Genomic DNA, 22739 nt, shown 5'->3' on the forward strand with positions numbered 1-22739 from the left:
TGTAACGTTAAGTGCCTGAAGTTCAAAAACTCAACCCTGCGGTGATTTATCCACGTTACGTTACAGGGCCACCCGCATTTCTGCCAGTTCGGGCATCACACTGCGCATGACGTCGAAGAACTTGCGCAACCGCGCCGGATAATACGTGGCGTAGGGATAAACCAGATAGACCGGCAGCGGCAAGGCATTCCAGCCCGGCAGAACCCGTTGCAACCGCCCTTCGGCAATGTCGTCATTCACCACCCACGCGGAGACGATTGCCGCCCCCAGCCCGGTGAGCGCGGCTTTGCGAACAGCATAAAGGCTGTCTGTCGCCATTCGCGGTGAAATGACACAACTTTCGGTGATGTCATCGCTGTCGTGGCACAGCGTCACCTCATTGCGGTAAAAAGTGCTGAACGCGATCCACGGCAGTCGCCCCAGCTCGCTCACCTGCGTCACCGGATGCTGCTGCAATAATTCCGGCGTGGCGACCACAATCCGCGGAACTTCTGCCAGCAGGATCGCCACCATCGACGGATCCGCTACGCTCCCCACCTGGATCGCGCAGTCGATATCTTCTGACAGGAAATCCGGCGTGCGGTCATTGAGCATCCAGTCAATCGTCACGTTGGGATAGCGCTGTAAATAGCGCGTCAGCGGTTCAATCATCTGATCCTGACCAAAGGCATGGGGCGCACGAACGCGCAGCGTGCCCACGGGTTCATCACCCGCGCCGCTCAGCTGATCTTCCAGCGCCGCCCAGTGTTCGAGTAATAATTTTGCCTGCTGATAACAGCGTTCGCCGTCGTCGGTGAGTTTCATCGCATGGGTGGTACGCAGGATGAGTTTCGCGCCCAGCAGGCGTTCCAGCGACTGCAACCTGCGGCTGACGGTCGGCTGGCTGGTGCTCAGTTGAATGGCCGCCGCCGAAAGGCTGCCGCTTTCGACAATCCGGATAAACGTTTGCATCAGATCGATGCGGTCAATGCCGCTGGTGAGAGGTGTATTCATACGTCCCGCGTATAACAGTTTTACCTTACTGCAGCCTACCACTCATAACCATTCAGGTGAAGAATGCATTCCTGGTTACCTCATTCACTCAGGAATACATAATGTCCGATATTATTGCTGCAAAACCGGCAGAACCCGAATCTGCCCTGTCAGGCAAAATCATTTTTACTCTGGCGGCGGGAGCCGGTCTGAGTGTGGCTTCGATTTATTATAGCCAGCCGATGCTGGGGATTATGGGCAGCCATCTGAATGCCAGCACAACGTCAGTGGGCCTTATCCCCACGCTGACGCAGGCAGGGTACGCGCTGGGCATTTTGTTTCTGATCCCGCTAGGTGACCGCCATGACCGCCGCACCATCATTTTGCTGAAAAGCATTTTGCTGGCCGCCGCGCTGCTGCTGTGCGGGTTTGTGCCCGGCATTCACGGGCTGCTGGCGGCGAGCCTCATCACCGGCATTGGCGCGACCATGGCACAGGATATTGTACCCGCCTCCGCGCACCTCGCGCCGGCGGCACAGCGGGGTAAAACGGTGGGCACGGTGATGACCGGATTGCTGGTCGGGATCCTGCTCTCCCGCGTGGTCAGCGGGTTTGTGGCTGAATATTTTGGCTGGAGGGTGATGTACCAGCTCGCGGCAATCAGCGTGGCGCTGATAGGTTTTGCGCTGTGGCGCGTGCTGCCCCGCTTTACCCCTGCGACGCGCATCAGCTATGCCGCGCTGATGCACTCGATGTTTGGTCTGTGGAAACACTACAAAACGCTGCGCCGTGCCGCGCTGGCTCAGGGTTTGCTCTCCGTGGCGTTCAGTGCGTTCTGGTCCACACTCGCCATCATGCTTAATGACACGTATCACCTGGGCAGCGCCGTTGCCGGAGCTTTTGGTCTTGCCGGTGCCGCCGGTGCGCTGGCAGCGCCGCTGGCCGGGGCGTTAGCGGACAAAAAAGGCCCGGCCAGGGTGACACAAATCGGCGCGGCCCTGGTGATGGTTTCCTTTGCCGCGATGTTTCTGCTGCCCTTGTTGTCGCCCCATGCGCAACTGGCGTTAATTGTGCTCAGCGCGGTCGGCTTTGATTTAGGGATCCAGGCCACTCTGGTGGCCCATCAGACCCTGGTTTACGGCCTTGAACCTGCCGCGCGTGGCCGTCTTAATGCCCTGCTGTTCACCGTGGTGTTTATCGGCATGTCGGCGGGTGCGGCGCTCGGCAGTAAAGCCCTTGAGGCGGGCGGCTGGGCGGGCGTCGTGCTGCTGGCAACGGTGGCCGCCGCCGCGGCGCTTATCGTGCGTTTGATCAGCCGCAACGGGTAAAGTGTTTGCTTGCACATAAAAAAAGCGCCCTGATGTCGGGGCGCTTTTGGCATTTCTGAAGGCTCAGTCATCAGTGTTTGATGATGTACATTTCCTGGCTGTAAGCCACGTCTTCAGGGTTTTCAATCGGATAACCTTTCACCCAGGGTTTGATCAGGCGACCGTTGGTGTACTGATAAATCGGCGCGATCGGTGCCTGTTCGGCGATGATTTGTTCGGCTTTGTTGTAATCGTCATTACGGCGCGCGTCGTTAGTTTCACGGCTGGCGTCAGCGATGGCTTTGTCGTAGTCGGCGTTGCTGAATTTGCTGATGTTGCTGTTGTGCGTTGAGGTTAACAGTGACAGGAACGTCGAGGCTTCATTGTAATCCCCCACCCACGAGGCGCGGATCACGTCGAAATTGCCGGTGTTACGGCTGTCGATGTAGGTTTTCCATTCCTGATTCACCAGTTTAACATCCACACCCAGCGTCTTTTTCCACATTGAGGCGACGGCAATCGCAATCTTCTGATGACTTTCTGAGGTGTTGTACAGCAGCGTCAGATGCAGCGGTTTGGCCGGGCCGTAACCCGCCGCCGCCAGCAGCGCTTTAGCCTGCGCATTCAGTTCTTCCTGCGAATATTGCTGCATTTCGCTTTTCACCGGTGTAAACCCGTTCGTCACATCTGGCGTAAAATGCCATGCCGGTTTTTCGCCGGTGCCCAGCACCTTATCGGCAATCACGCTGCGATCAATGCTCATCGACAGCGCCAGGCGCACACGGGCGTCATCGGTCGGGGCGCGGCGGGTGTTAAAAGCGTAGTAGTAAGTGCCGAGCTGATACGGCGTGTACACCTGGCCCGGAATATCATGCATCAGTTTTTTATACTGATCTTTCGGGAAGGACTCAGTGATGTCGATATCATTGGCCAGATAACGTTTGGTGGCGTTGGACTCTTTGTTGATGGGAACAAACGTCACTTTGGTCAGCACCGTGCGGGCGTGATCCCAGTAATGCGGATTGGGTTCGAGTTCCAGCTTTTCATTCACCACGCGCGCTTTCAGTACGTAAGCGCCGTTCCCCACCAGATTGCCGGGCTTGGTCCAGTCTTCGCCATATTTCTCCACCGTGGCTTTATGCACCGGGAACAGGCTGAAGTTCGCCAGCAGGCTGACAAAATAAGGCACCGGTTTATCCAGCGTGACGCGCAGCTGCGTCGGGCTGATGGCGGTCACCCCGAGCTTATCGGTCGGCATTTTACCGGCGATGATTGCATCCGCATTCTGTATTCCGGCAAGCCCGGCGAACCACGCGCCGCTCGACAGGCCTTTGGGATCCACCAGACGCTGCCAGCTGTAAACGAAATCCTGTGCGGTCACCGGATCGCCATTAGACCATTTAGCGTCTTTGCGCAGGTTGAAGATAAACACCTGATTATTTTGGTTCTGCCAGCTTTGGGCGACACCCGGAATGTTTTTTCCGTGAGCGTCCTGGCTGACCAGCCCTTCGAACAGATCTCGCACCACCTGCGCTTCCGGCAGGCCGATCACTTTGGTCGGATCCAGTGAGGCAGGCTCGTCTTTGATATGCCGGACGATTTCTTGTCTGGCGGCCAGTTGTGTTCCGGCGGGAACGTCTGCGGCGTTAGCCGGACCGAAGCTCAGTGCGACTAACGCTGCACAGACGGAATATGAGAGACGCGGAAGCGATTTTCCCTGCGGCATGAATTTCTCCTGACATTCATAAAAACTATGAGCAATGAAGGAGTTGTATCATTTCTTCAATTCATCCCCTATAAGAATTCGCTCCAGTTTTGCCCCCGCGCACAAAAGTGCGACATCCGCCGTAAAATCAGGCAGATCCCGCGACGTCGATCCCGCCACAATGGAACTTCATGGGCGGCTCAACGTCCTGCGCCAGCCAGGTCGGACCGTCGAGGTCGATAAACTTCGCGCCAGCCGTCAGCGGTAAAGCGGCGCGAACCGCGCGGGACGTGCACAACATGCAGCCAAGCATGATTTCAAAGCCCAGCGCGCGTGCCTCCTGCGCCAGACGCAGTGCGCCGGTCAGCCCGCCGGTTTTATCCAGCTTGATGTTGACCATTTCGTAGCGCCCTTTTAGCGCTGGTAACCCTTCGACGGTATGGCAGCTTTCATCGGCGCAAATCGGCAGCGGATGGATGAAGTTTTCCAGCGCCGAATCTTCCCCCGCAGGCAGCGGCTGTTCGAGCATCAGAATATCGAGATCGGCCAGCAGCTGGCAGCGCTCGGCCAGCCCGTCACTTTGCCAGGCTTCGTTGGCATCAACAATCAGCGACGCATTGGGCACGGCGGTACGGATAGCCACCAGACGCTCGGCAATCAGCCGGTCATCGAGTTTGATTTTCAGCAGCGTCGCGCCCTTTTTCTGCAATGCCAGCGCGGCTTCGGCCATCTCTTCCGGCGTACCGATGCTGACGGTTTGCGCCATACTCACCGACGCGAGAGGCTCCGTACCGGTGAGCTGCCACAAATTCAGGCCGCTGGTTTGTGTTTCCAGATTCCATAATGCCGAATCGAGCGCATTTCGCGCGGCACCGGCGGGCAGTAAATGTTGCAACTGTTCGCGATGCGCACCCTGTTCGATGGCGGTCACAACGCTGGCGATTTGCGCCATCACCGACGCCTCACTTTCGTCATAACGCGCATACGGCGTGCATTCACCCACGCCGCGAATGCCGTTTTCTTCAATTTCAACCGCTACCACCCGCGCTTCAGTGCGGCTGCCACGAGAGATAACAAAGGCGGTATGTAACGGCCAGGCTTCCGGATAAAAGCGAACACTTCTCATAGAGGCTCCCTAAATGGATCAATGCCCGACGGCATACATTCAATGTATACAACTATTTAGCAAATAATCTATATCCAACCTACAATTGTTACCCTAAACTGAAAGCCGTTTGACTCCAATGGACATAGGAATACATCATGACCCAGACAGTACACTTTCAGAGCAACCCGGTTACCGTAGCAGGTAAAATCCCGCAAAAAGGCGACGTCGCCAAGCCTTTCACTCTGGTCGCTAAAGACCTTTCTGATGTCAGCCTGAGCAGCTTCGTGGGCAAGCGTAAAGTCCTGAACATTTTCCCGAGCATTGATACCGGTGTATGCGCCGCGTCCGTGCGTAAATTCAATCAACTGGCAGGCGAAATCGACAACACCGTTGTGTTGTGTATTTCTGCCGATCTGCCGTTTGCACAATCCCGCTTCTGCGGTGCGGAAGGCCTGACCCACGTGGTCACACTTTCCACCCTGCGCGGCGGCGACTTCAAATCCGAATACGGCGTGGCTATCGCTGAAGGCCCGCTGTCTGGCCTGACTGCCCGTGCGGTTGTGGTTCTGGATGGTCAGGACAACGTGCTGTACAGCGAACTGGTTAACGAAATCACCACCGAGCCAGACTATGAGTCTGCGCTGGCAGTATTAAAGTAATAAGCCTGATTTAAAAAAAACGCACCGACATTATATTGTACGGTGCGTTTTTATTCAGACTACCCTGCCGTTACTTCATCCTGATATCGGGAAATAACGGGCTGGTTTTTTTTAGATATTCACGCCAGCGGTAACATAGGTATGGCATTCCCCCCCGCAGTGACCGGGCTGAACAATTTAGGTTTTGCAAACCACGGTACGCCATAATAGGTCACATTCGCGTCAGCCATAGATCCCTGAATATGGGAGGAAACCACACCTGACGGAAATGCATAAACACGTCGGTTCATACAATTAGCCAAACTTTGGGCGTTACTATTCGCACCGGCTTGTGAGCCACCACAGGCGGTTATAAAGAGTGCGCTATCGTTGTCCCTCAGTTCATTGACCAAAATATTTTTGGTGAATTGTGCAAACTGATCGACAGAAACCGGTTTGTCGACCCATTGACCCGGATGAGACGTATTTTCGACGGCATGAGATAACAACCCTCTATCGCCATTCCCATGGGCATTCACGAGCCTGACTGACTGATTGTTATATTTAAACGGCATAGATACACGATAACTGGCACCAGGATAAAATCTGACATTCTGCAACCTTGCCTGAAAGACCCGGCCCTTTGAGAAGGCTTGCATTAATTTCCACGATAATTTATGACCGCCAAATAATAATGCCGGGAATAAACCTAATGCCAAAGATGCCCCTGTGAAGACCCCGCTCGCGATAGATAATTTTTGCGAGAGTTCCTCATCTTCGACCGCAGCAGCAGCCACACCCAGCGCACTGCCTGTCGTGCCCAATACTCCGGCAGCCACCGCAATTCCACCCAGCAAGAGTGCCGCCCCACCCAGTAGTGCCAACACGCCCAGCCCCAGGAACAGCAACGAAAATACCAATCCCATTGCGGCGAACATAATCGCCACATCACGACCATGCCCGGAAGGGTCAGAGAACGTAACAGGGTCACCGCCACAATAGCTGTAAGGGTTTATGCCCCCCTCGCCAAAGGGACTCATCGAATCGTACTGCATGAAACGCATGAGGAGTGGATCATAGGAACGGGTTCCGTTTCCTAAATGATATAACTCGGTAAGATCATCATATTTTTCTCCGGCAAAACGTACGGGATCATAAGCAGGTATCGCTGCACCGTTTAACAAATGGCCATAAGGCGTATAGGTTAAGGGCGTAATATTGTCCGTACCGGAATCCTTCAGTTCAGCATAGACAGAGCCAAGACGATCGCTTAACAATAAATTTTGTTCTTTTTTATAGGCGCCAGAACTGCCACTGAGAATATTGATGGCCTCTGTACCCACAGGACTTTTAATATAGGTCGCAATATCCTGACTACGTGCATCAGGTGATTGCTTTCTCTCTGACACATCAAAAACACCATTACTGTAATGATAGTGACTTTTGCGGGACTGAGCCTCGCTGCTGCCTATGCTCAGCCCAAGGCTTTGCATATTACCGCTGCCATCATAACGTAAAGACGTGGTATTACTGGCGGCGGTGGATTTCATTAATTTATTAAACGCATCGTATTGGTATTCCACTGCCTCCATATTACCTGCTTTTTTCTTAATCACATTTCCGGAAGCATCATAGGTGAGTAGCAAAGGGCTACGGGGACTCTTCCCGTTCAGTAACGCAGAAGTCATTTCAAAGGGATTTTTCCCCGCGTAGGAATAGCGGGTTTCATTGATGTATCCCGAGTATCTTTCGGTGGCTTTGCTGGACGTCATATTGTCAAAGTTATCGTACTGATAATCGAACTGACTGACCTCTTCCGCATTCAGATCCAGAGGATATTGAGTGGATGAATCTTCTATTGCCGCATGGATTAAACGCCCAAGGTAATCAAACTTAAAGTGAGTCATGCTTTTTTTATCAGGCTTAACAAAAACCTCTTTGCTTGTGACTTTTCCTGCACCATTGAATTTTTCAGCATTTTTAGAGATAAGATTTCCGGCACTGTCATAGTAACGTTTTTCACTTATTCTAAACTTATGGTCATAATTCAATTGCATACTGTATTTTACAATTTTTCTGTCAGACTGAATCAACTGATACCTGATGAGTGAAGGATAATTGCCTGCAAGGTATGACACTTCTATTTCAAGATCGGCTTCATTGTCATGCCCTGCGGAAAGCGCGGCCAGACGTCCATTATCATCATACCGGTAGCAGGTTGTCTGAGTCGGCTGCCCCGTGAATAAATTAGTGACCGAGGTTAAGCGGCCACCACAGGTATACGTGAAAACATTCCGACCACTGATCTTCCCTGGATTATCTGAAAACACTTCGCTAATAAGTCTTTGCTGGTTGTCATACTCAAGCGTGCGAATGGATTCACCAGAGGCTGTCTTATGCATTTCCTCCACCAGTTTGACCGTGTCTTTGTCATAGACATAACTAAAACTTTCCTTATTTCCCGGCATGGTTATTTCAGCAGGAAGAAGATCCAGTTCAGGGATGTAGACATAGTTAATCACGTCGCCGTCAGGCGTGATTTTTTCATAAGCTGACGTGCAGTTGTCTTTATATTTGTAGCGAGTGGTGAATGCGTTTTTCTTCGCCGGGTTACGATCCTGCTCTATCAGGCGACCTAAGGTATCAAAGGTCTGATAACCAACAGGGACATTATCGATAGAAATTTTCGTCAGCTTACTTTCCTGACCATAATTCCAATACTGCATTGCCGTTGTCCGGTAAGCGCCCTCTTCCCCGCTTTCTATTCGTGTTATTGGCCGGTCGAAAAAATCATACTCATAATTTTCAACGAACGTGGTGCCATTGACGGCATCTTTGGAGGAGATTTTGTTTACCCGATGGAAAGCATCATAATAATAGTTCTTCTGCAATGCTCTGGTTTTTCCATCTTTATTGTAATCTGTAGAACTGAGAGGGAGCCCGCATCTGCGATCATATTCATTTTCTTCATAACAGTAATAACCATTTCTGTCAGGCGCTTTTATATATTCCGTCAGTACTGCATCTCCGATGTTAAATCGACTAAAGTGGACAGTGGCATCATTTTTTCTCACTTCACGCACATTACCCAATGCATCATAGAGATAATTTTCAGTCATCCTCAGTTCAACGTATTTATTATTTAACAGGGGGACATCATAGTCATAATTTACTTCTGATAATAACTGCGACCGGGTGTTAAAATCAGCAATATAGACGACGTTGTTGTCTATGACCTGTTTAACCACATTACCGAGCGCGTCATAGGTTTCAGTCACCCTGCCCGACATAGGGGCCTGCGTGGTTTTCGAGAAAAAGTTTTTTATGGGATCATAAGCATAATTGTAATTCGTTGTGCTTTCATAAGGGGTTCCTTCGGCTCTGGTCGCAGAGACGATGCGCCCGACATTATCGTAAGTCAGGGTCGTCGTCACTCCCAATGCATCAGTCATGCAAACCGGCCACCCGGTCCGGGTCATCGCAGTTTCTGAATACACGAACTGTTTACCGTCAGCCCCTTTTTGCGTCGTACTTATAATGAATTCATTCCCAGTCTTACTCAGCGAATAATCATGGCTTATGGTCATGCATTCCTGACCATTTATAATTAACGTTGTATTTTTTAACTTACCCCGGTTGAACACATTCTTTTCATCTATGCCATAGTAAGTTTTAACCACTTTTTTAGAGTTATCGCTCCAGTGCGTGGAAATTATTTTTCTTTCTGTTTCACTGTTCTCCACAACATAGTCATACCCCTCTTTTACCTGTAAAGAGAGATAGGTGTAGGTGTTTTCCACCGAATCCACTGACAAATCATTCCGATATTTATTACTGTAATACAGATGGCGAACAAAACCATTCTTATCCTTTGGGCATTTACCTGTCATACCTGCGGCAGGATAATAGATGTAATCTATTGACACCCCGCCACTGTCGCTATGGGTTTCTATATTACCGTATTGGTCATAGGTGAACGAAGATGTTTCCGATCTCATATGGCTGTCCTGATCATCTTTCTCGACATAGTCTTTTCTGATTGAGACAGGAAGTTTATAGGTGGCGGGCAGTGAAAAATAGGTTTCTGAAACGTTACCTGAGTATGTGTATTGAGTGGTAATAGTTTGCGCTACGACAGGGGCGACAACACGTGAAGCGGTGATCTCCTCTCTGATAACGCGGTGGAATTTATCATAGGTAAATTTGCTTTTACACTCTTCTACATTATCGAGAAATAAAGTTTGCTGCGTAAAATATGTATAATCTGCCCGGCAGGAATAAATATTATCGATAGCATTCTTATCCCATGCCGCCACACCATTATTGCCTAAAAAATTATTAGACCAAATATTTTCACCATAACTGTATTTATACTCCTCTGTACTGATTTTTCCTGTTGCCGGGGAAACCATAGTGAACTGGTAGGCACTCACCGCAGGTAATGTCGCGAAAGTTGAGCCTTTCGGCGCCGCAAGTTGAATATCATAACTGATGATTTCGGTCGCGGGCCCGAAGAAATTACTCTCAACCTTTTCTATCAGCCTGAAATATTCCCCCTGCTGATAAGTAAATGTTAATATATTGGTGGTTTTATCAGAGATGGCGAGACAGGACTCAATGGAATTACTGGTTGTTTCTTTTATTGTCAGGTTAAGTTTACTGGCCAGATTACTGATGCTTTTGAAAATTTCAATGATAACGTTATATCTTATGTTGGTGCCGTTACGGGAGACAGAGATTAACTCTTCTCCTGACTCATCATAAATTCGTCTGACAAAGGGCTCCAGAGAAACAGATTCTTTGAAATCATAGTCAATAGTTAATTTATAGCCATCCTCCTGTATTATTTCCGTCACATAAACAAATTTATTATCTGATGTAACGGGTTTTAATATCTCTGTTGAACCGTCTTTATACGCTATTTTGTAACCGCTGTCTGAACCGGTAAGCTTAGTCAATATGAAGTTCTTCAGATCAACGGTCTCGACTAGGTAAGTCCCATTTTTTTCTTTAAGATCGATAATTCTTCCGTCTTTTAACAGCAGTTTCATCCGGTCATTATCTTTGAAAAACTTACTCAACCCCAGCGACCAGCCGGCACCAAAACCTTCATTTCTGCTGGAGAAATGATTATGTTTCAATGAAAGTTGCAGCGACGGCCCTCTCCGGCTATTTCCGGTGATCCTGGCGACAGGAATTGTATAATTAAAACTTCCGGTGCGCGGGTCAACACTGCCCCGGCGGAAACTGGCAAATGACAGAGCATCCGACTGACTAAATTCCTGTCCGTCGTTTGTGCCCTGTAATACGTGTTTATCTGATGCAGGAATATGACTGTTTTCTTTTTCTGCCGATATCACTGATGTTGATGAGGTATCCATTATAAATTCCTTTTATTTAATAAATGATTGAGGCAATGAATTGTCATTTATTACTTTAAGGAGAAATGTCATGATCACGATATTTTCGATATCGCCTGTCAACCACACAACATACTGTGAATATTCTGATGAAGAACGCCGGAGATTCCGCAGGTTAATGAATAAAAAAAACCTAAGTAAGAAGCTTACTTAGGTTTAATTTGCGGTGAATAAGAATGTGATCTTATTAGCGATAAAGAGACAACCGGGTCACTCCTCGCTGCTGTCAGACCTTTTGCTGCTTAAACCGTATTCCCGCAGTTTATTAGCAATCGCCGTGTGCGAGACGCCCAGACGTTTCGCGAGTTTTCGCGTACTTGGATAAGTACGATAAAGACGGGTCAGCACCGAACGCTCGAAACGCTTGCTGATGTCGTCAAGTGAACCGTTCAACGCTTCCTCGCCGATGGTCACCTCGGCATCAAAGTCCGGCAGGACGATATCCTGCGGGCGAAGTTCTCCGCCTTCCAGCTGCGTCAGCGCGCGGTAAATGGCGTTTTTCAGCTGACGGACGTTGCCCGGCCAGCCGTAGTGCGTCAGATAATTCGCAAGCTGTGAAGAGAGTTTCGGGCGCGGCATACCCTGTTCATCTGAGAAACGCGCGACAAACAGTTCGGTGAGCGGCATCACGTCTGCCGGACGATCGCGCAGCGGCGGGAGCGTCAGGCTCAGCACATTCAGGCGGTAATACAGATCTTCACGGAATTCTCCGCGCTGCACCAGTTCCACCAGATTCTTCTGCGTGGCGCACATCACGCGCACATCCACTTTCACTTCATGCTCTTCACCCACGCGGCGGAAAGTCCCGTCGTTGAGGAAACGCAGCAGTTTGATCTGCATTCTCGGCGACATTTCACCGATTTCATCAAGCAGCACGGAACCGCCGTTAGCCTGCTCGAAGAAGCCTTTTTTGCCTTCCAGCGCATTCGGGTAGGCACCGGCGGCATAGCCGAACAGTTCACTTTCCACCACGTCATCCGGCAGCGAGGCACAATTGAGGCCAAGGAACGGTTTTTTGCCGCGGGCGCTGCGCAGATGGCAGGCGTGTGCCAGCAAATCTTTACCCGTACCGGTATCGCCGACAATCAGCAGCGGCGCATCGAGCATCGCCAGTTTGCGTGCCTGATCCAGCACCTGACGCATTTTGCCGCTTACCGCGACAATATGGTCGAATTCACTGTCGTCATTGACAGTGAGATCCTGCAACTGCCGGCCCATGCGCGCGGCGGATTTCAGCATGATCACCGCGCCGGCCATCACGCCGGTCTGCTCTTCGTCATCCATATGAATAGGGGTGAGATCCATCAGGAAATCCTGACTGCGGATCACCACACGCTCGCTGTGAGGCTGGGTGCTGTCGCTTTCCAGCCAGCGCGTGACGTTGTAACCGGTAATCAAATTCACGGCGTTGTAAGTGCGGATTTTCTCTTCATCCAGTTCGAACAGCGCGATTGCAGCGGGGTTGGCCTGCTCAATTTTTCCTTTCATATCAATGGAAAATACCGGTTCCGGCATGGACACCAGTAAAGCACGCAGTGCGCGGTGCTCACGCTCGGAAGGCATGAACGGCACGGTGCGGACGTCGGTCACGCCATCAATTCGACGGATTTCAGCCATCAGGGCGCGAAAAGTATCAAAATCCAGTTGGGAAAAATTCAGGTAAATGCGGCCAATCGAGGCAATCTCGATACCGCGCAAATCAATACTGCGTAAAACCAGTAAATCAAGGAGTTCACGGGTAAGACCCAGGCGGTCTTCGCAAAAAACTTCCAGACGCATCAGTGTTGACCTTTTTCTGCCGGTGCGGAAATCGCTGAGTGGCATAATACTCTTTCATGTACAGTGGCAGAAGAGACTGTCACGAAAAGTTGACAAATTAATTGTACAACTCAATCCGGATTGTCACAAAGTTTGGGCAGACTGTTTGCCCCGCAATGCGCCTTTGCTGGCTTTTTCATCAGCGCAGCGGTTTCGCCATCTGCCCCTTTATCTGCTACTATCGCCCTTCTGATTTCATCGCCAAATGGTTCCCGACTATGAAGTTTGTCTCCTTTAATATCAACGGATTGCGCGCCCGTCCGCATCAGCTTGCGGCAATTATCGAACAGCATCAGCCTGACGTCATTGGTTTGCAGGAAACCAAGGTCCATGACGATATGTTTCCGCTCGAAGATGTCAGCCAGTATGGCTATCACGTTTTCTATCACGGGCAAAAAGGCCATTACGGCGTTGCCATGCTGACCAAACAGGCACCGCTGGCTGTACGCCGTGGTTTCCCTGGTGATGACGAAGAGTCTCAGCGCCGCATTATCATGGCCGACATCGAAACGCCGCAGGGCGTGCTGACGGTCATCAACGGGTACTTCCCGCAGGGCGAAAGCCGTGACCATCCGACCAAGTTCCCGGCAAAAGAGAAGTTTTACCGCGATTTGCAGGATTACCTGAACACCAGTCTGTCGGTGAATAATCCGGTGGTGGTGATGGGTGACGTGAATATCAGCCCGACCGATCTTGACATTGGTATCGGCGAAGACAGCCGTAAACGCTGGCTGCGCACCGGTAAATGCTCTTTCCTGCCGGAAGAGCGTGAGTGGATGGAACGCCTGAAAGGCTGGGGGCTGATTGATACTTTCCGCGCAGCCAACCCGGAAACCGCCGACAGATATTCATGGTTTGACTACCGTTCACGCGGCTTCGATGAAAACCGTGGCCTGCGTATCGATCTGATCATGGCCAGTACGCCACTAGCCTCACGCTGCATCGAAACCGGTATCGATTACGATATCCGTGGAATGGAAAAACCTTCAGATCACGCGCCAATCTGGGCGACGTTCGACCTGAAATAATGAAGATTGTCGATGTGGTGGCCGCACTGATTGAGCGCGAGGGGAAATTGCTGCTCGCCCGTCGTGATGCCACCGGCGATCAGGCCGGTTTGTGGGAGTTTCCCGGCGGGAAAGTCGAGGCAGGTGAGAGCCAGCAGGCCGCGCTGATCCGCGAATTGCAGGAAGAGCTGGGGATCGACGCAAAGGTTGAAGAATTTGTCGCGACCAGCGAACTGCAACAGCCCGCGCGGCTGATTCGCCTGCACGGCTGGCGGGTCAGCGATTTCAAGGGAGTGATAACGTTACAGTGTCACTCAGAAATCCGCTGGGTAGTGCCTGCCGACGTGCACTCTTTTGAGCTGGCAGCGGCAGACGTTCCGCTGATCGACGCCTATCTGCGCGCGTATTGCAGCTGACGGTAACGCATTAAAAAAGGCGCGGACTGAATACAGTTCCGCGCCTTTTTACTGTCTGAAAATGAGTGTCTGAACATTCACGTCAGGCTGAACACTACTTCTTCAGCACCTGCCACTTCAGTTCATTGGTGCCCACCACCAGCGGATCGCGCACGCATTGCAATACCACGCTGTCGGCGGTCACCACCGCGCCCTCGCTGTAGCTCTGATTATTGTAAATACAGCAGTTGTGACAGGCCGGTGCGCTGTTGTTATTACTGTTGCCGCTGTTCTCCCAGATTTGCGGCGGCAGCGGCACCACGACGTCAGCACCATTGTTATAACCGGTGCGGTTCGCCAGCGCCGGGGCAGACAGCAACGCCGAACCCGCCAGTAAAATCATCAGCACGTTTTTCATATTATTCATCACTGCTTGCTTCCTTACCTTTGGTGCTCGCTTTACGTCGTTTAGGGGCGCTTTTGCCTTTCGCCGCTGCGCCCGCCGGTTTGGAAGGCAGACTGCGGAATGCCGAAGACACCCGGTTCGTTTTCGCCTGCATGATGAGATCCTGCAACGTCGCGACCAGCGGCTGCATGAAATCCTGATAACGGCAGTTCTTTTCACTGATGCGCGTCAGGGTCGATTCCCAGTCGGCGGTCATGTCCGGCCTTCCGGCGATGTCCGGCAGCGAGTGGATTAACGCACGGCCTGTATCACTGGAATGAATGTAGCGCCCTTTCTTGTACAAAAATTCACGGCGGAACAGCAGTTCGATGATCCCGGCGCGCGTGGCTTCCGTTCCCAGCCCGTCGGTCGCACGCAAAATTTTCTTCAGCGCTTTGTCCTGCACAAATCGCGCAATACCGGTCATGGCGGAAAGCAGCGTGGCATCGGTGAAAGGCCGTGGCGGCTGGGTCTGACGCTCCACCACTTCACCCCGTTCACAGAGTAATTCGTCGCTTTTCGCCACCACCGGCAGCGGTGTGCCCTCATTCTCTTCATCACGTTCTTTACTGCCCAGCAAGGTGCGCCAGCCCGCCTCGGCCAGAAAACGCGCCTTGGCGATAAACTTGCCACCGGCGATATCGAGATCAATCACACATTTGCGGTAAACCGCATCCGGGCAGAACTGCATCAGATACTGACGCGCCACCAGGCCGTAAATCTTTTGTTCATTGTCTGTCAGGTGCACTTTGCTGCTGCGGGCGGTCGGGATGATCGCGTGGTGGGCATCGACTTTTTTGTCATCCCAGCAGCGGTTACGAATATCCGTATCCATGACCGGTTGCGGCATCAGGTCCGGCTGATGCACGCCGATGGCGTTAAGCACCGCATGACGTCCGGCAAAATGCTCCTCAGGGAGATATCGGCTGTCTGAACGCGGATACGTAATCAATTTGTGCGTTTCGTATAATTTCTGACAGATATCTAAAATCTGCTGCGCACTCAGTCCGAAGGCTTTGGAGCCTTCAATCTGCAAGGTGGAAAGCGAAAACGGCAGCGGCGCAATGTCATTCTCACGCTTGTCATTATAGCCGGTGACGATGGCAGGCTGGCCGCCGATGCGCGCCACCACGTGATCGGCCAGCGGCCGGTGCAGCAGACGCCCTTCTTCATCCTGGTAAGGTTCACAGGATTCGCTCGGCTGCCACAGGGCGACAAAACGCTCGTCGGCGGGCGTCACGATATGCGCTTTCACTTCAAAGAAATCTTTCGGCACGAAGTTTTCAATGTCTTCGTCACGACGCACCACCAGCCCGAGGACAGGCGTCTGTACACGTCCTACGGAGAGCACGCCGTTGTACCCGGCGTTGCGACCCAGAATAGTGTAAGCGCGGGTCATGTTGATGCCGTACAGCCAGTCTGCGCGGGCGCGGGCCAGCGCGGAAACGCACAGCGGGATGAAATCGCGGTTATCCCGCAGCCGTTCAATGGCGCGTTCGACGGCCTGCGGGTTGAGATCGTTAATCAGGCAGCGCTGGGTGGCGTGACGTTTTTCCGGCGTCAGCTCAAGGTAATCCAGCACTTCATCCACCAGCAATTGCCCTTCGCGATCCGGGTCACCGGCATGGACGACCTGAGAGGCCTCGAGCAATAAGCGCTTAATGACGTTGAGTTGTTTAGCCACGGAGGAACGCGGCTGGAGTTGCCATTTTTCGGGAATGATCGGCAGATCGGCCAGCGACCAGCGCGCAAAGCGGCTGTCGTAGGCGTCCGGCTGAGCCTGCTCGAGCAAGTGACCTACGCACCAGGTGACCACCTGATCGTTACCACAGGCAATATAGCCGTCACCGCGACGATGAGGTTTCGGCAGAACATCCGCAATGGCGCGGGCAAGGCTGGGTTTTTCCGCAATGAACAGACGCATCAGACAGCGCCCGTCAGAGTGTTAACGGCTAACATTTTCATTGTCCCATCCTTCATTCACAACGTCCTCATCATCCAGAGGGGGCTATGTTAGCCGCTGGCGGCACATTTAGTAAGACGGTTAAAGGTATCTGAGATGACGGTCGCTCATTAAGGCAGCAAAAAACCGGTTTAATCAGAAAGCACTGAGAAAAACCGGCCAGTGATGACGTTGTGCGCCCTGCTTAAAAGTGGCTGACGAATGGCGTGCTGTCGACCGGAATGATTTGAAGACTGGCTTTTAACTGCGGCGTGCCCAGATAGAGGAACCCGACAATTTTATCATTTTCACCGCATTTAAATGCCTTGCGCACGTCAGGATGATCGGTCCACGCCCCGCTGCGCCAGATACCGTTGAAGCCCTGAGCCAGCGCCGCCATCTGCATCGCCTGAACCGCGCAACCGGCAGAGAGTAACTGCTCCCACTGTGGCACTTTCGCGCTTTCTTTGCAGGCGGCAATCACGGTGATAATTTGCGGCGCACGAAGCGGTGCCTGAGTGGCTTTTTCAATGGCCTTTTCATCCGCGCCGTCTTTAATCGCTGCCGCACGCAGCAGTTCGCTAAAACGCACCAGCCCGTCGTTTTCCGCAATGACAAAGCGCCACGGCTGTAAGGCACCATGATCCGGTGCGCGCAGACCGGCATTAATGATGTTTTGCAGCGCCTCACCGGACGGAGCTGGCGCGGCCAGACGGGAAGCAGAACGGCGGTTGAGTAATAAATCTAAAGCATCCATTGAAAACTCCTGAGCAGAACTGAGAATAATTGCTATTAACCGTACGTTAACATAGGCACGAGGCCTTTTTCCAACCGGCTGATGGCTTTCAGATAATCTGTCACCGGTAAATTCTGAAATGATTTAAAGCTGACTTTTCTCCGGCGGGTCATTAGGATAGCGATACTTTTCCCGTCTTGTTGGAGAGACCATGCGCACATTGTGGCGAATAATCGCCGGTTTTTTTAAGTGGACCTGGCGTCTTCTTAATTTCGTCCGAGAATTTATTCTCAACGTATTTCTTATTGTGATCATTCTGGCCGGGGTCGGCATCTGGTATGCCGTGCAGGATAAACCCGCTGACACCACCAAAGGCGCGCTGCTGGTCGACCTCAGCGGATCCGTGGTGGATAAGCCTTCGGTCAATAATAAAGTGCGCCAGTGGGGCCGCGAACTGCTGGGCACTTCCAGCAGCCGCCTGCAGGAAAATGCCCTGTTTGACCTGGTAGATACCATCCGTTCGGCGAAAGATGACAAAAACATCACCGGTATGGTATTGCAGCTGACTGACTTCACCGGCACCGATCAGGCCTCCATGCAATATATCGGCAAGGCGCTGCGGGAATTCCGCGACGCGGGCAAACCGATTTATGCCATCGATGACAGCTACGACCAGTCGCAATATTATCTGGCCAGCTACGCCAACAAAATTTACCTCTCGCCACAGGGCGCGGTCGATTTACACGGTTTTGCCACCAACAATCTGTATTACAAATCGTTGCTGGATAAGCTGAAAGTCACCACCAATATCTTCCGCGTCGGGACATACAAATCCGCTGTCGAGCCGTTGATCCGTGATGACATGTCTCCTGCTGCCCGTGAAGCAGACAGCCGCTGGGTTGGCGGATTGTGGACAAATTATCTGAATACCGTCTCCGCTAATCGTCAGATTACCCCTGAGCAACTGTTCCCGGGTGCGGCAGGCGTTCTGGCCGGGATGCAGGCCACCGGCGGCGACATGGCGCAGTACGCGCTGAAAGCCAAACTGGTCGATGCTCTGGCATCACGCAGTGAAACAGAAAATGACATGGTCAAAGCGTTTGGCTGGAATAAAACCACCAAAGACTTTAACTACACCAGCATTTACGATTACTCGCCAAAACCAAAAGCTGACAACAACGATCCGCAAATTGCCGTGATCTTTGCGACCGGTGCGATCAACGACGGTGAAGAACAACCGGGTGCTGTCGGCGGGGATACCACCGCACAACAAATTCGCGATGCCCGTCTGGATCCGAAAGTGAAAGCGATTGTATTTCGCGTGAACAGCCCTGGCGGCAGCGTCAGTGCCTCCGAAGTGATCCGCTCTGAACTTGCCGCCGCGAAAGCTGCCGGTAAGCCAGTGGTGGTGTCAATGGGCGGCATGGCGGCGTCAGGCGGTTACTGGATCTCCACGCCGGCAAACTACATCATTGCCAGCCCGAGCACCCTCACCGGTTCTATCGGTATCTTTGGCGTGATCAACACGTACCAGAACACGCTCGATTACGCCGGTGTGCATACTGACGGCGTGGCCACCTCCCCGCTGGCAGATATCGCGTCCACCAAAGCATTGCCGCCGGAGTTCTCGCAGATGATGCAGCTGAACATCGAGAATGGTTACAAAACCTTCCTCGGCCTGGTGGCTGATGCGCGCCACAAAACGCCTGAGCAGATCGACCAGATCGCCCAGGGGCACGTGTGGATCGGTTCTGATGCCAAAGCCAACGGCCTGGTGGATGAACTGGGTGATTTCGACGATGCCGTGAAGAAAGCCGCAGAGCTTGCGAAACTGCCGAAATGGCAGCTGAACTGGTATGTCAGCCAGCCAAGCCTGAGTGATATGGTGTTTTCACAAGTGAGCGCGTCCGTTCACGCCATGCTGCCGGCGGTGGTTCAGGCTTATCTGCCTGCACCGGTGAGCAAAATGGCAATGGAGCTGAAATCACAGGCCGATCTGTTCAATAACATGAACGATCCGCAAAACCGTTATGCCCTGTGTCTGACCTGTGGTGACGTGAAGTAACGTTCATTTATACCGCAAACAGTCAGCCCGGAGCCTCTTCCCGAGACTCCGGGCTTTTTTTGGGTGGGACACCGGCAGCGAAGTCTTTATACTCACCGCAGTTGCTTTCACCTTTCTATAAAAAGAACACCTTCGATGACTAAAAAATCTATTTATGTTGCCTACACCGGCGGCACCATCGGTATGCAGCGTTCAGAACAGGGTTACATTCCGGTTTCCGGCCACCTGCAGCGACAACTGGCGCTGATGCCGGAATTCCATCGCCCTGAAATGCCTGAGTTCACCATTCAGGAATACGCCCCGCTGATGGATTCCTCCGACATGACGCCGGAAGACTGGCAACACATCGCTGATGATATTCAGGCACATTATGAAGATTACGACGGTTTCGTTATCCTGCACGGCACCGACACGATGGCGTTCACCGCCTCGGCGCTGTCGTTCATGCTGGAAAACCTGAGCAAGCCGGTTATTGTGACAGGGTCACAAATTCCGCTCGAAGCGCTGCGTTCTGACGGGCAAATCAACCTGCTCAATTCCCTGTACATTGCCGCGAATCATCCGGTCAACGAAGTGACGCTGTTCTTCAACAATCGTCTGTATCGCGGCAACCGCAGCACCAAAGCGCATGCGGATGGTTTTGATGCCTTCGCATCACCGAATCTGACGCCGCTTCTGGAAGCCGGGATCCACATCCGCCGCCTTTCCACGCCGTCTCTGCCGCAGGTGCCGGCCGCCAGTCTGAAAGTCCACAACATCACTCCGCAGCCTATTGGCGTGGTGACGATTTATCCGGGAATTTCCGCAGAAGTGGTGCAAAACTTCCTGATGCAACCGGTCAAAGCATTAATTCTGCGCTCCTACGGCGTGGGAAATGCGCCGCAGAAAGGCGATTTGCTGAAAGTTCTGAAAGACGCGTCGGAGCGTGGCATTGTGGTGGTTAACCTGACGCAATGTATTTCCGGTCGCGTGAACATGGGCGGCTATGCCACCGGCAACGCGCTGGCGCATTCGGGTGTGATCAGCGGGTTTGATATGACCGTTGAGGCGGCGCTGACCAAACTGCATTATCTGCTCAGCCAGTCGCACACCCCGGAAGCAATCCGGGAACTGATGCAGCAAAACCTGCGCGGCGAACTCACTGAATAAGAGGCGATATGAAATCTGCATTGTTGCTGGTTGATCTGCAAAATGATTTTTGTCAGGGCGGCGCATTAGCCGTTGCTGAAGGTGATGCCACGATTGCGGTCGCCAATCAGATGATGGCGTGGTGTAAAAAGCGCAATGTCGCCGTCGTGGCGTCTCAGGACTGGCACCCCGCAAAGCATCGCAGTTTTGCGGTGAACTCACATGCAGAAGCCTGGACGATGGGTGAACTGGACGGCCTGCCGCAGGTCTGGTGGCCAGTGCATTGTGTGCAAAACGAACCTGGCGCAGAGTTTCACCCGGCGCTGGAGACACAACGTCTGGATTTCGTGGTGCAGAAAGGCACGAATCTGGATATCGACAGTTACAGCGCGTTTTACGATAATGGACACCTTTCGGCAACTATGCTGAACGACTGGCTGAAAGCGGCCAAAATCACCCATCTGTACGTCATGGGCCTCGCCACGGATTACTGTGTGAAATTTACCGTGCTGGATGCGCTGACGCAGGGTTACGAGGTCACACTGATCACCGACGGCTGCCGTGGTGTAAATCTTCAACCGCAGGACAGCAGCGACGCCATTGACGCCATGCAACAGGCGGGCGCGAAAGTGAGCACCTCGGCTGAGGTTCTGGCGTAATTTCGTTTCGGGGCGTCTTTGTCTGGGGCGCCCCGATTCCCTGCACCTCCCTGAAATTAAAGAAGATGTCCTGAAGACTCAGGCGTGAAACTGAAAGTCCGAACACCTTGACGTTAATTTACCAAGTTTAATCTTGTTTAATTAACGAGATCGGTTAGGGTAGTCCTTCATTCATTTCACGAGGGACGTTTACATGCCTGTTTTGCACACAGCACATGGCGATATCGATTATCAGGACATGGGTGCGGGTGATACGACGCTTTTTCTCATGCCGGGTTGGTGCCAGCCGAAAACGGTTTTCCATGAGTTCGCTGCGCTGGCGGCCAGCAGCTTTCGCGTGGTGATTATCGACTGGCGAGGTCATGGAAAATCATCGACCGATGGCCGGGATTTTGACGGCGCGGCGTTATTAACCGACGCTCTGGCACTCATCGGACACCTCAACCTTCTGCGGGTAATCCCTGTTTCCGTTGCGCATGCCAGCTGGATAGCCTTTGATTTGGCGGAACGTTTACCAGAACGCGTGCCTGCAGTGGTCTTTCTTGACTGGATAATGAATCAACCCGCGCCGGAATTCTTCAGTTCAATCGAAGAGATGCAGGATGCAAATAGCTGGAAAAACGCCCGAAATGAACTGTACGAATTTTGGCTGGCAGGAAGCGAATCACCTGACATCATCCACCATCTTAAAACCGAAATGTCCGGATCCAGTTTCCAGCTGTGGCGACTTGCAGGACAGGTCATCGCCGATGCTTATCATCAGCACGGTTCGCCTCTGCGGCGCCTCGAAAAACTCCGTCATCCGCCAAAGGCTACCCACATTTATTCCCTCGACAGAAATGACGAATACCTGCTTTTACAACAGCGTTTCGCGGCGGATCATGACTTCTTTGCGGTGAAACGGCTGGAGAATGCCATCACGCATCTGGCCGTGCTGGAAAGGCCGGGCGATGTACTTGACGCGATGTTGGAAAATCTGGAGGGAGAACATCTCAGGAGAAAAACATGTTGAAAGTGATTGCAGAAGATTTTATTAAACCGGAGTCGATCGGCACAGTCATGCCATTTTATTCCGAGTTGGTTGAGGCCACCCAACGGGAACCTTTATGCCTTGCTTATCATCTGTTCATTGATGAAAAGGATCCGGGTCATTTCATTTTTATTGAAGAGTGGCCAGACCATGCAGCACTCGAGGCACATTGTGCCAGTGAGCACTTCAAACGGCTTGTCCCGCTGATTGATCAACACAAACGCAAAGACGCCACCTATATTCTGATGAAAAGTGCGTTATAACGGCGCCAGCTCTGAAAGATAATGAATGCCAGGGAATTCAGAAAACCCAAGCCCCGCAAACCGGGGCTTGTTACCTTCTGCTGACGCCGGCGGGTTAGAAG

Annotated in this window: 17 protein-coding genes; 9 read left to right on the forward strand and 8 right to left on the reverse strand. The window is 52.2% G+C overall.

The window, feature by feature from the left end; genetic code table 11:
- Window positions 1–60: 60 nt before the first annotated feature.
- The gene (locus ABSH60_RS00150) at window positions 61–993 is read right to left on the reverse strand and encodes a LysR substrate-binding domain-containing protein (protein WP_390972173.1); all 933 of its coding nucleotides are present in this window, start codon (window positions 991–993) and stop codon (window positions 61–63) included.
- Between the two features lie 101 nt (window positions 994–1094).
- Here ABSH60_RS00150 and ABSH60_RS00155 point away from each other — a divergent pair, with 101 nt between their 5' ends.
- Complete coding sequence (locus ABSH60_RS00155; protein ID WP_390972175.1) at window positions 1095–2300, forward strand: MFS transporter; 1206 nt, start codon at window positions 1095–1097, stop codon at window positions 2298–2300.
- A 70-nt stretch (window positions 2301–2370) separates the two neighbouring features.
- Here the strand turns inward: ABSH60_RS00155 and ABSH60_RS00160 are convergent, their stop codons facing one another.
- Complete coding sequence (locus ABSH60_RS00160; protein WP_390972177.1) at window positions 2371–4005, reverse strand: ABC transporter substrate-binding protein; 1635 nt, start codon at window positions 4003–4005, stop codon at window positions 2371–2373.
- 127 nt (window positions 4006–4132) lie between these two features.
- The gene (gene ycjG, locus ABSH60_RS00165) at window positions 4133–5110 is read right to left on the reverse strand and encodes an L-Ala-D/L-Glu epimerase (protein WP_056770353.1); all 978 of its coding nucleotides are present in this window, start codon (window positions 5108–5110) and stop codon (window positions 4133–4135) included.
- 137 nt (window positions 5111–5247) lie between these two features.
- Between ycjG and tpx the strand changes: the two genes are divergently transcribed.
- Entirely contained in the window at window positions 5248–5751 is a 504-nt protein-coding gene (gene tpx, locus ABSH60_RS00170) for a thiol peroxidase (protein WP_122095227.1), read from the forward strand.
- A gap of 119 nt (window positions 5752–5870) precedes the next feature.
- Here tpx and ABSH60_RS00175 read toward each other — a convergent pair whose 3' ends face one another.
- Together ABSH60_RS00175 and tyrR are read right to left on the reverse strand one after the other, a co-directional pair.
- Window positions 5871–11111, reverse strand: coding sequence for an RHS repeat-associated core domain-containing protein (locus tag ABSH60_RS00175; protein ID WP_390972180.1), 5241 nt, complete (start codon window positions 11109–11111; stop codon window positions 5871–5873).
- Between the two features lie 249 nt (window positions 11112–11360).
- The gene (gene tyrR, locus ABSH60_RS00180) at window positions 11361–12929 is read right to left on the reverse strand and encodes a transcriptional regulator TyrR (RefSeq protein ID WP_390975636.1); all 1569 of its coding nucleotides are present in this window, start codon (window positions 12927–12929) and stop codon (window positions 11361–11363) included.
- Window positions 12930–13186: 257 nt separating this feature from the next.
- Here tyrR and xthA point away from each other — a divergent pair, with 257 nt between their 5' ends.
- A complete protein-coding gene (gene xthA / locus ABSH60_RS00185) occupies window positions 13187–13996 on the forward strand; it encodes an exodeoxyribonuclease III (protein ID WP_056771915.1) in 810 nt (269 codons plus the stop codon).
- A complete protein-coding gene (locus ABSH60_RS00190; protein WP_390972182.1) occupies window positions 13996–14391 on the forward strand; it encodes a pyrimidine (deoxy)nucleoside triphosphate diphosphatase in 396 nt (131 codons plus the stop codon). Before xthA ends, ABSH60_RS00190 begins: the two co-directional genes overlap by 1 nt.
- Before the next feature lie 94 nt (window positions 14392–14485).
- Here the strand turns inward: ABSH60_RS00190 and ABSH60_RS00195 are convergent, their stop codons facing one another.
- The 3 genes from ABSH60_RS00195 to ABSH60_RS00205 all read right to left on the reverse strand — a co-directional run bounded on the left by ABSH60_RS00195 (window position 14486) and on the right by ABSH60_RS00205 (window position 17514).
- Complete coding sequence (locus ABSH60_RS00195; protein WP_390975638.1) at window positions 14486–14788, reverse strand: DUF1496 domain-containing protein; 303 nt, start codon at window positions 14786–14788, stop codon at window positions 14486–14488.
- 1 nt (window position 14789) lies between these two features.
- On the reverse strand, window positions 14790–16739 hold the full coding sequence (locus ABSH60_RS00200) for a DNA topoisomerase III (protein ID WP_390972184.1): 1950 nt from the start codon (window positions 16737–16739) through the stop codon (window positions 14790–14792).
- 223 nt (window positions 16740–16962) lie between these two features.
- The gene (locus ABSH60_RS00205; protein WP_056770338.1) at window positions 16963–17514 is read right to left on the reverse strand and encodes an NAD(P)H nitroreductase; all 552 of its coding nucleotides are present in this window, start codon (window positions 17512–17514) and stop codon (window positions 16963–16965) included.
- A gap of 190 nt (window positions 17515–17704) precedes the next feature.
- Here ABSH60_RS00205 and sppA point away from each other — a divergent pair, with 190 nt between their 5' ends.
- The 5 genes from sppA (at window position 17705) to ABSH60_RS00230 (ending at window position 22638) form a co-directional block, all read left to right on the forward strand.
- Window positions 17705–19558: a signal peptide peptidase SppA gene (sppA, locus tag ABSH60_RS00210; RefSeq protein ID WP_056770334.1), complete on the forward strand. Its 1854-nt coding sequence runs from the start codon at window positions 17705–17707 to the stop codon at window positions 19556–19558.
- Between the two features lie 135 nt (window positions 19559–19693).
- Entirely contained in the window at window positions 19694–20707 is a 1014-nt protein-coding gene (gene ansA, locus ABSH60_RS00215) for an asparaginase (protein WP_056770331.1), read from the forward strand.
- Between the two features lie 8 nt (window positions 20708–20715).
- The gene (gene pncA, locus ABSH60_RS00220) at window positions 20716–21345 is read left to right on the forward strand and encodes a bifunctional nicotinamidase/pyrazinamidase (RefSeq protein WP_122095219.1); all 630 of its coding nucleotides are present in this window, start codon (window positions 20716–20718) and stop codon (window positions 21343–21345) included.
- A gap of 193 nt (window positions 21346–21538) precedes the next feature.
- On the forward strand, window positions 21539–22357 hold the full coding sequence (locus tag ABSH60_RS00225) for an alpha/beta fold hydrolase (RefSeq protein ID WP_390972187.1): 819 nt from the start codon (window positions 21539–21541) through the stop codon (window positions 22355–22357).
- The gene (locus tag ABSH60_RS00230; RefSeq protein WP_136377235.1) at window positions 22351–22638 is read left to right on the forward strand and encodes a putative quinol monooxygenase; all 288 of its coding nucleotides are present in this window, start codon (window positions 22351–22353) and stop codon (window positions 22636–22638) included. Before ABSH60_RS00225 ends, ABSH60_RS00230 begins: the two co-directional genes overlap by 7 nt.
- The last annotated feature ends 101 nt before the right edge of the window (window positions 22639–22739 follow it).

Origin of the sequence: Rahnella sp. R3(2024) (assembly GCF_042920125.1) — a bacterium.
Taxonomy (GTDB): Bacteria; Pseudomonadota; Gammaproteobacteria; order Enterobacterales; family Enterobacteriaceae; genus Rahnella; species Rahnella rivi.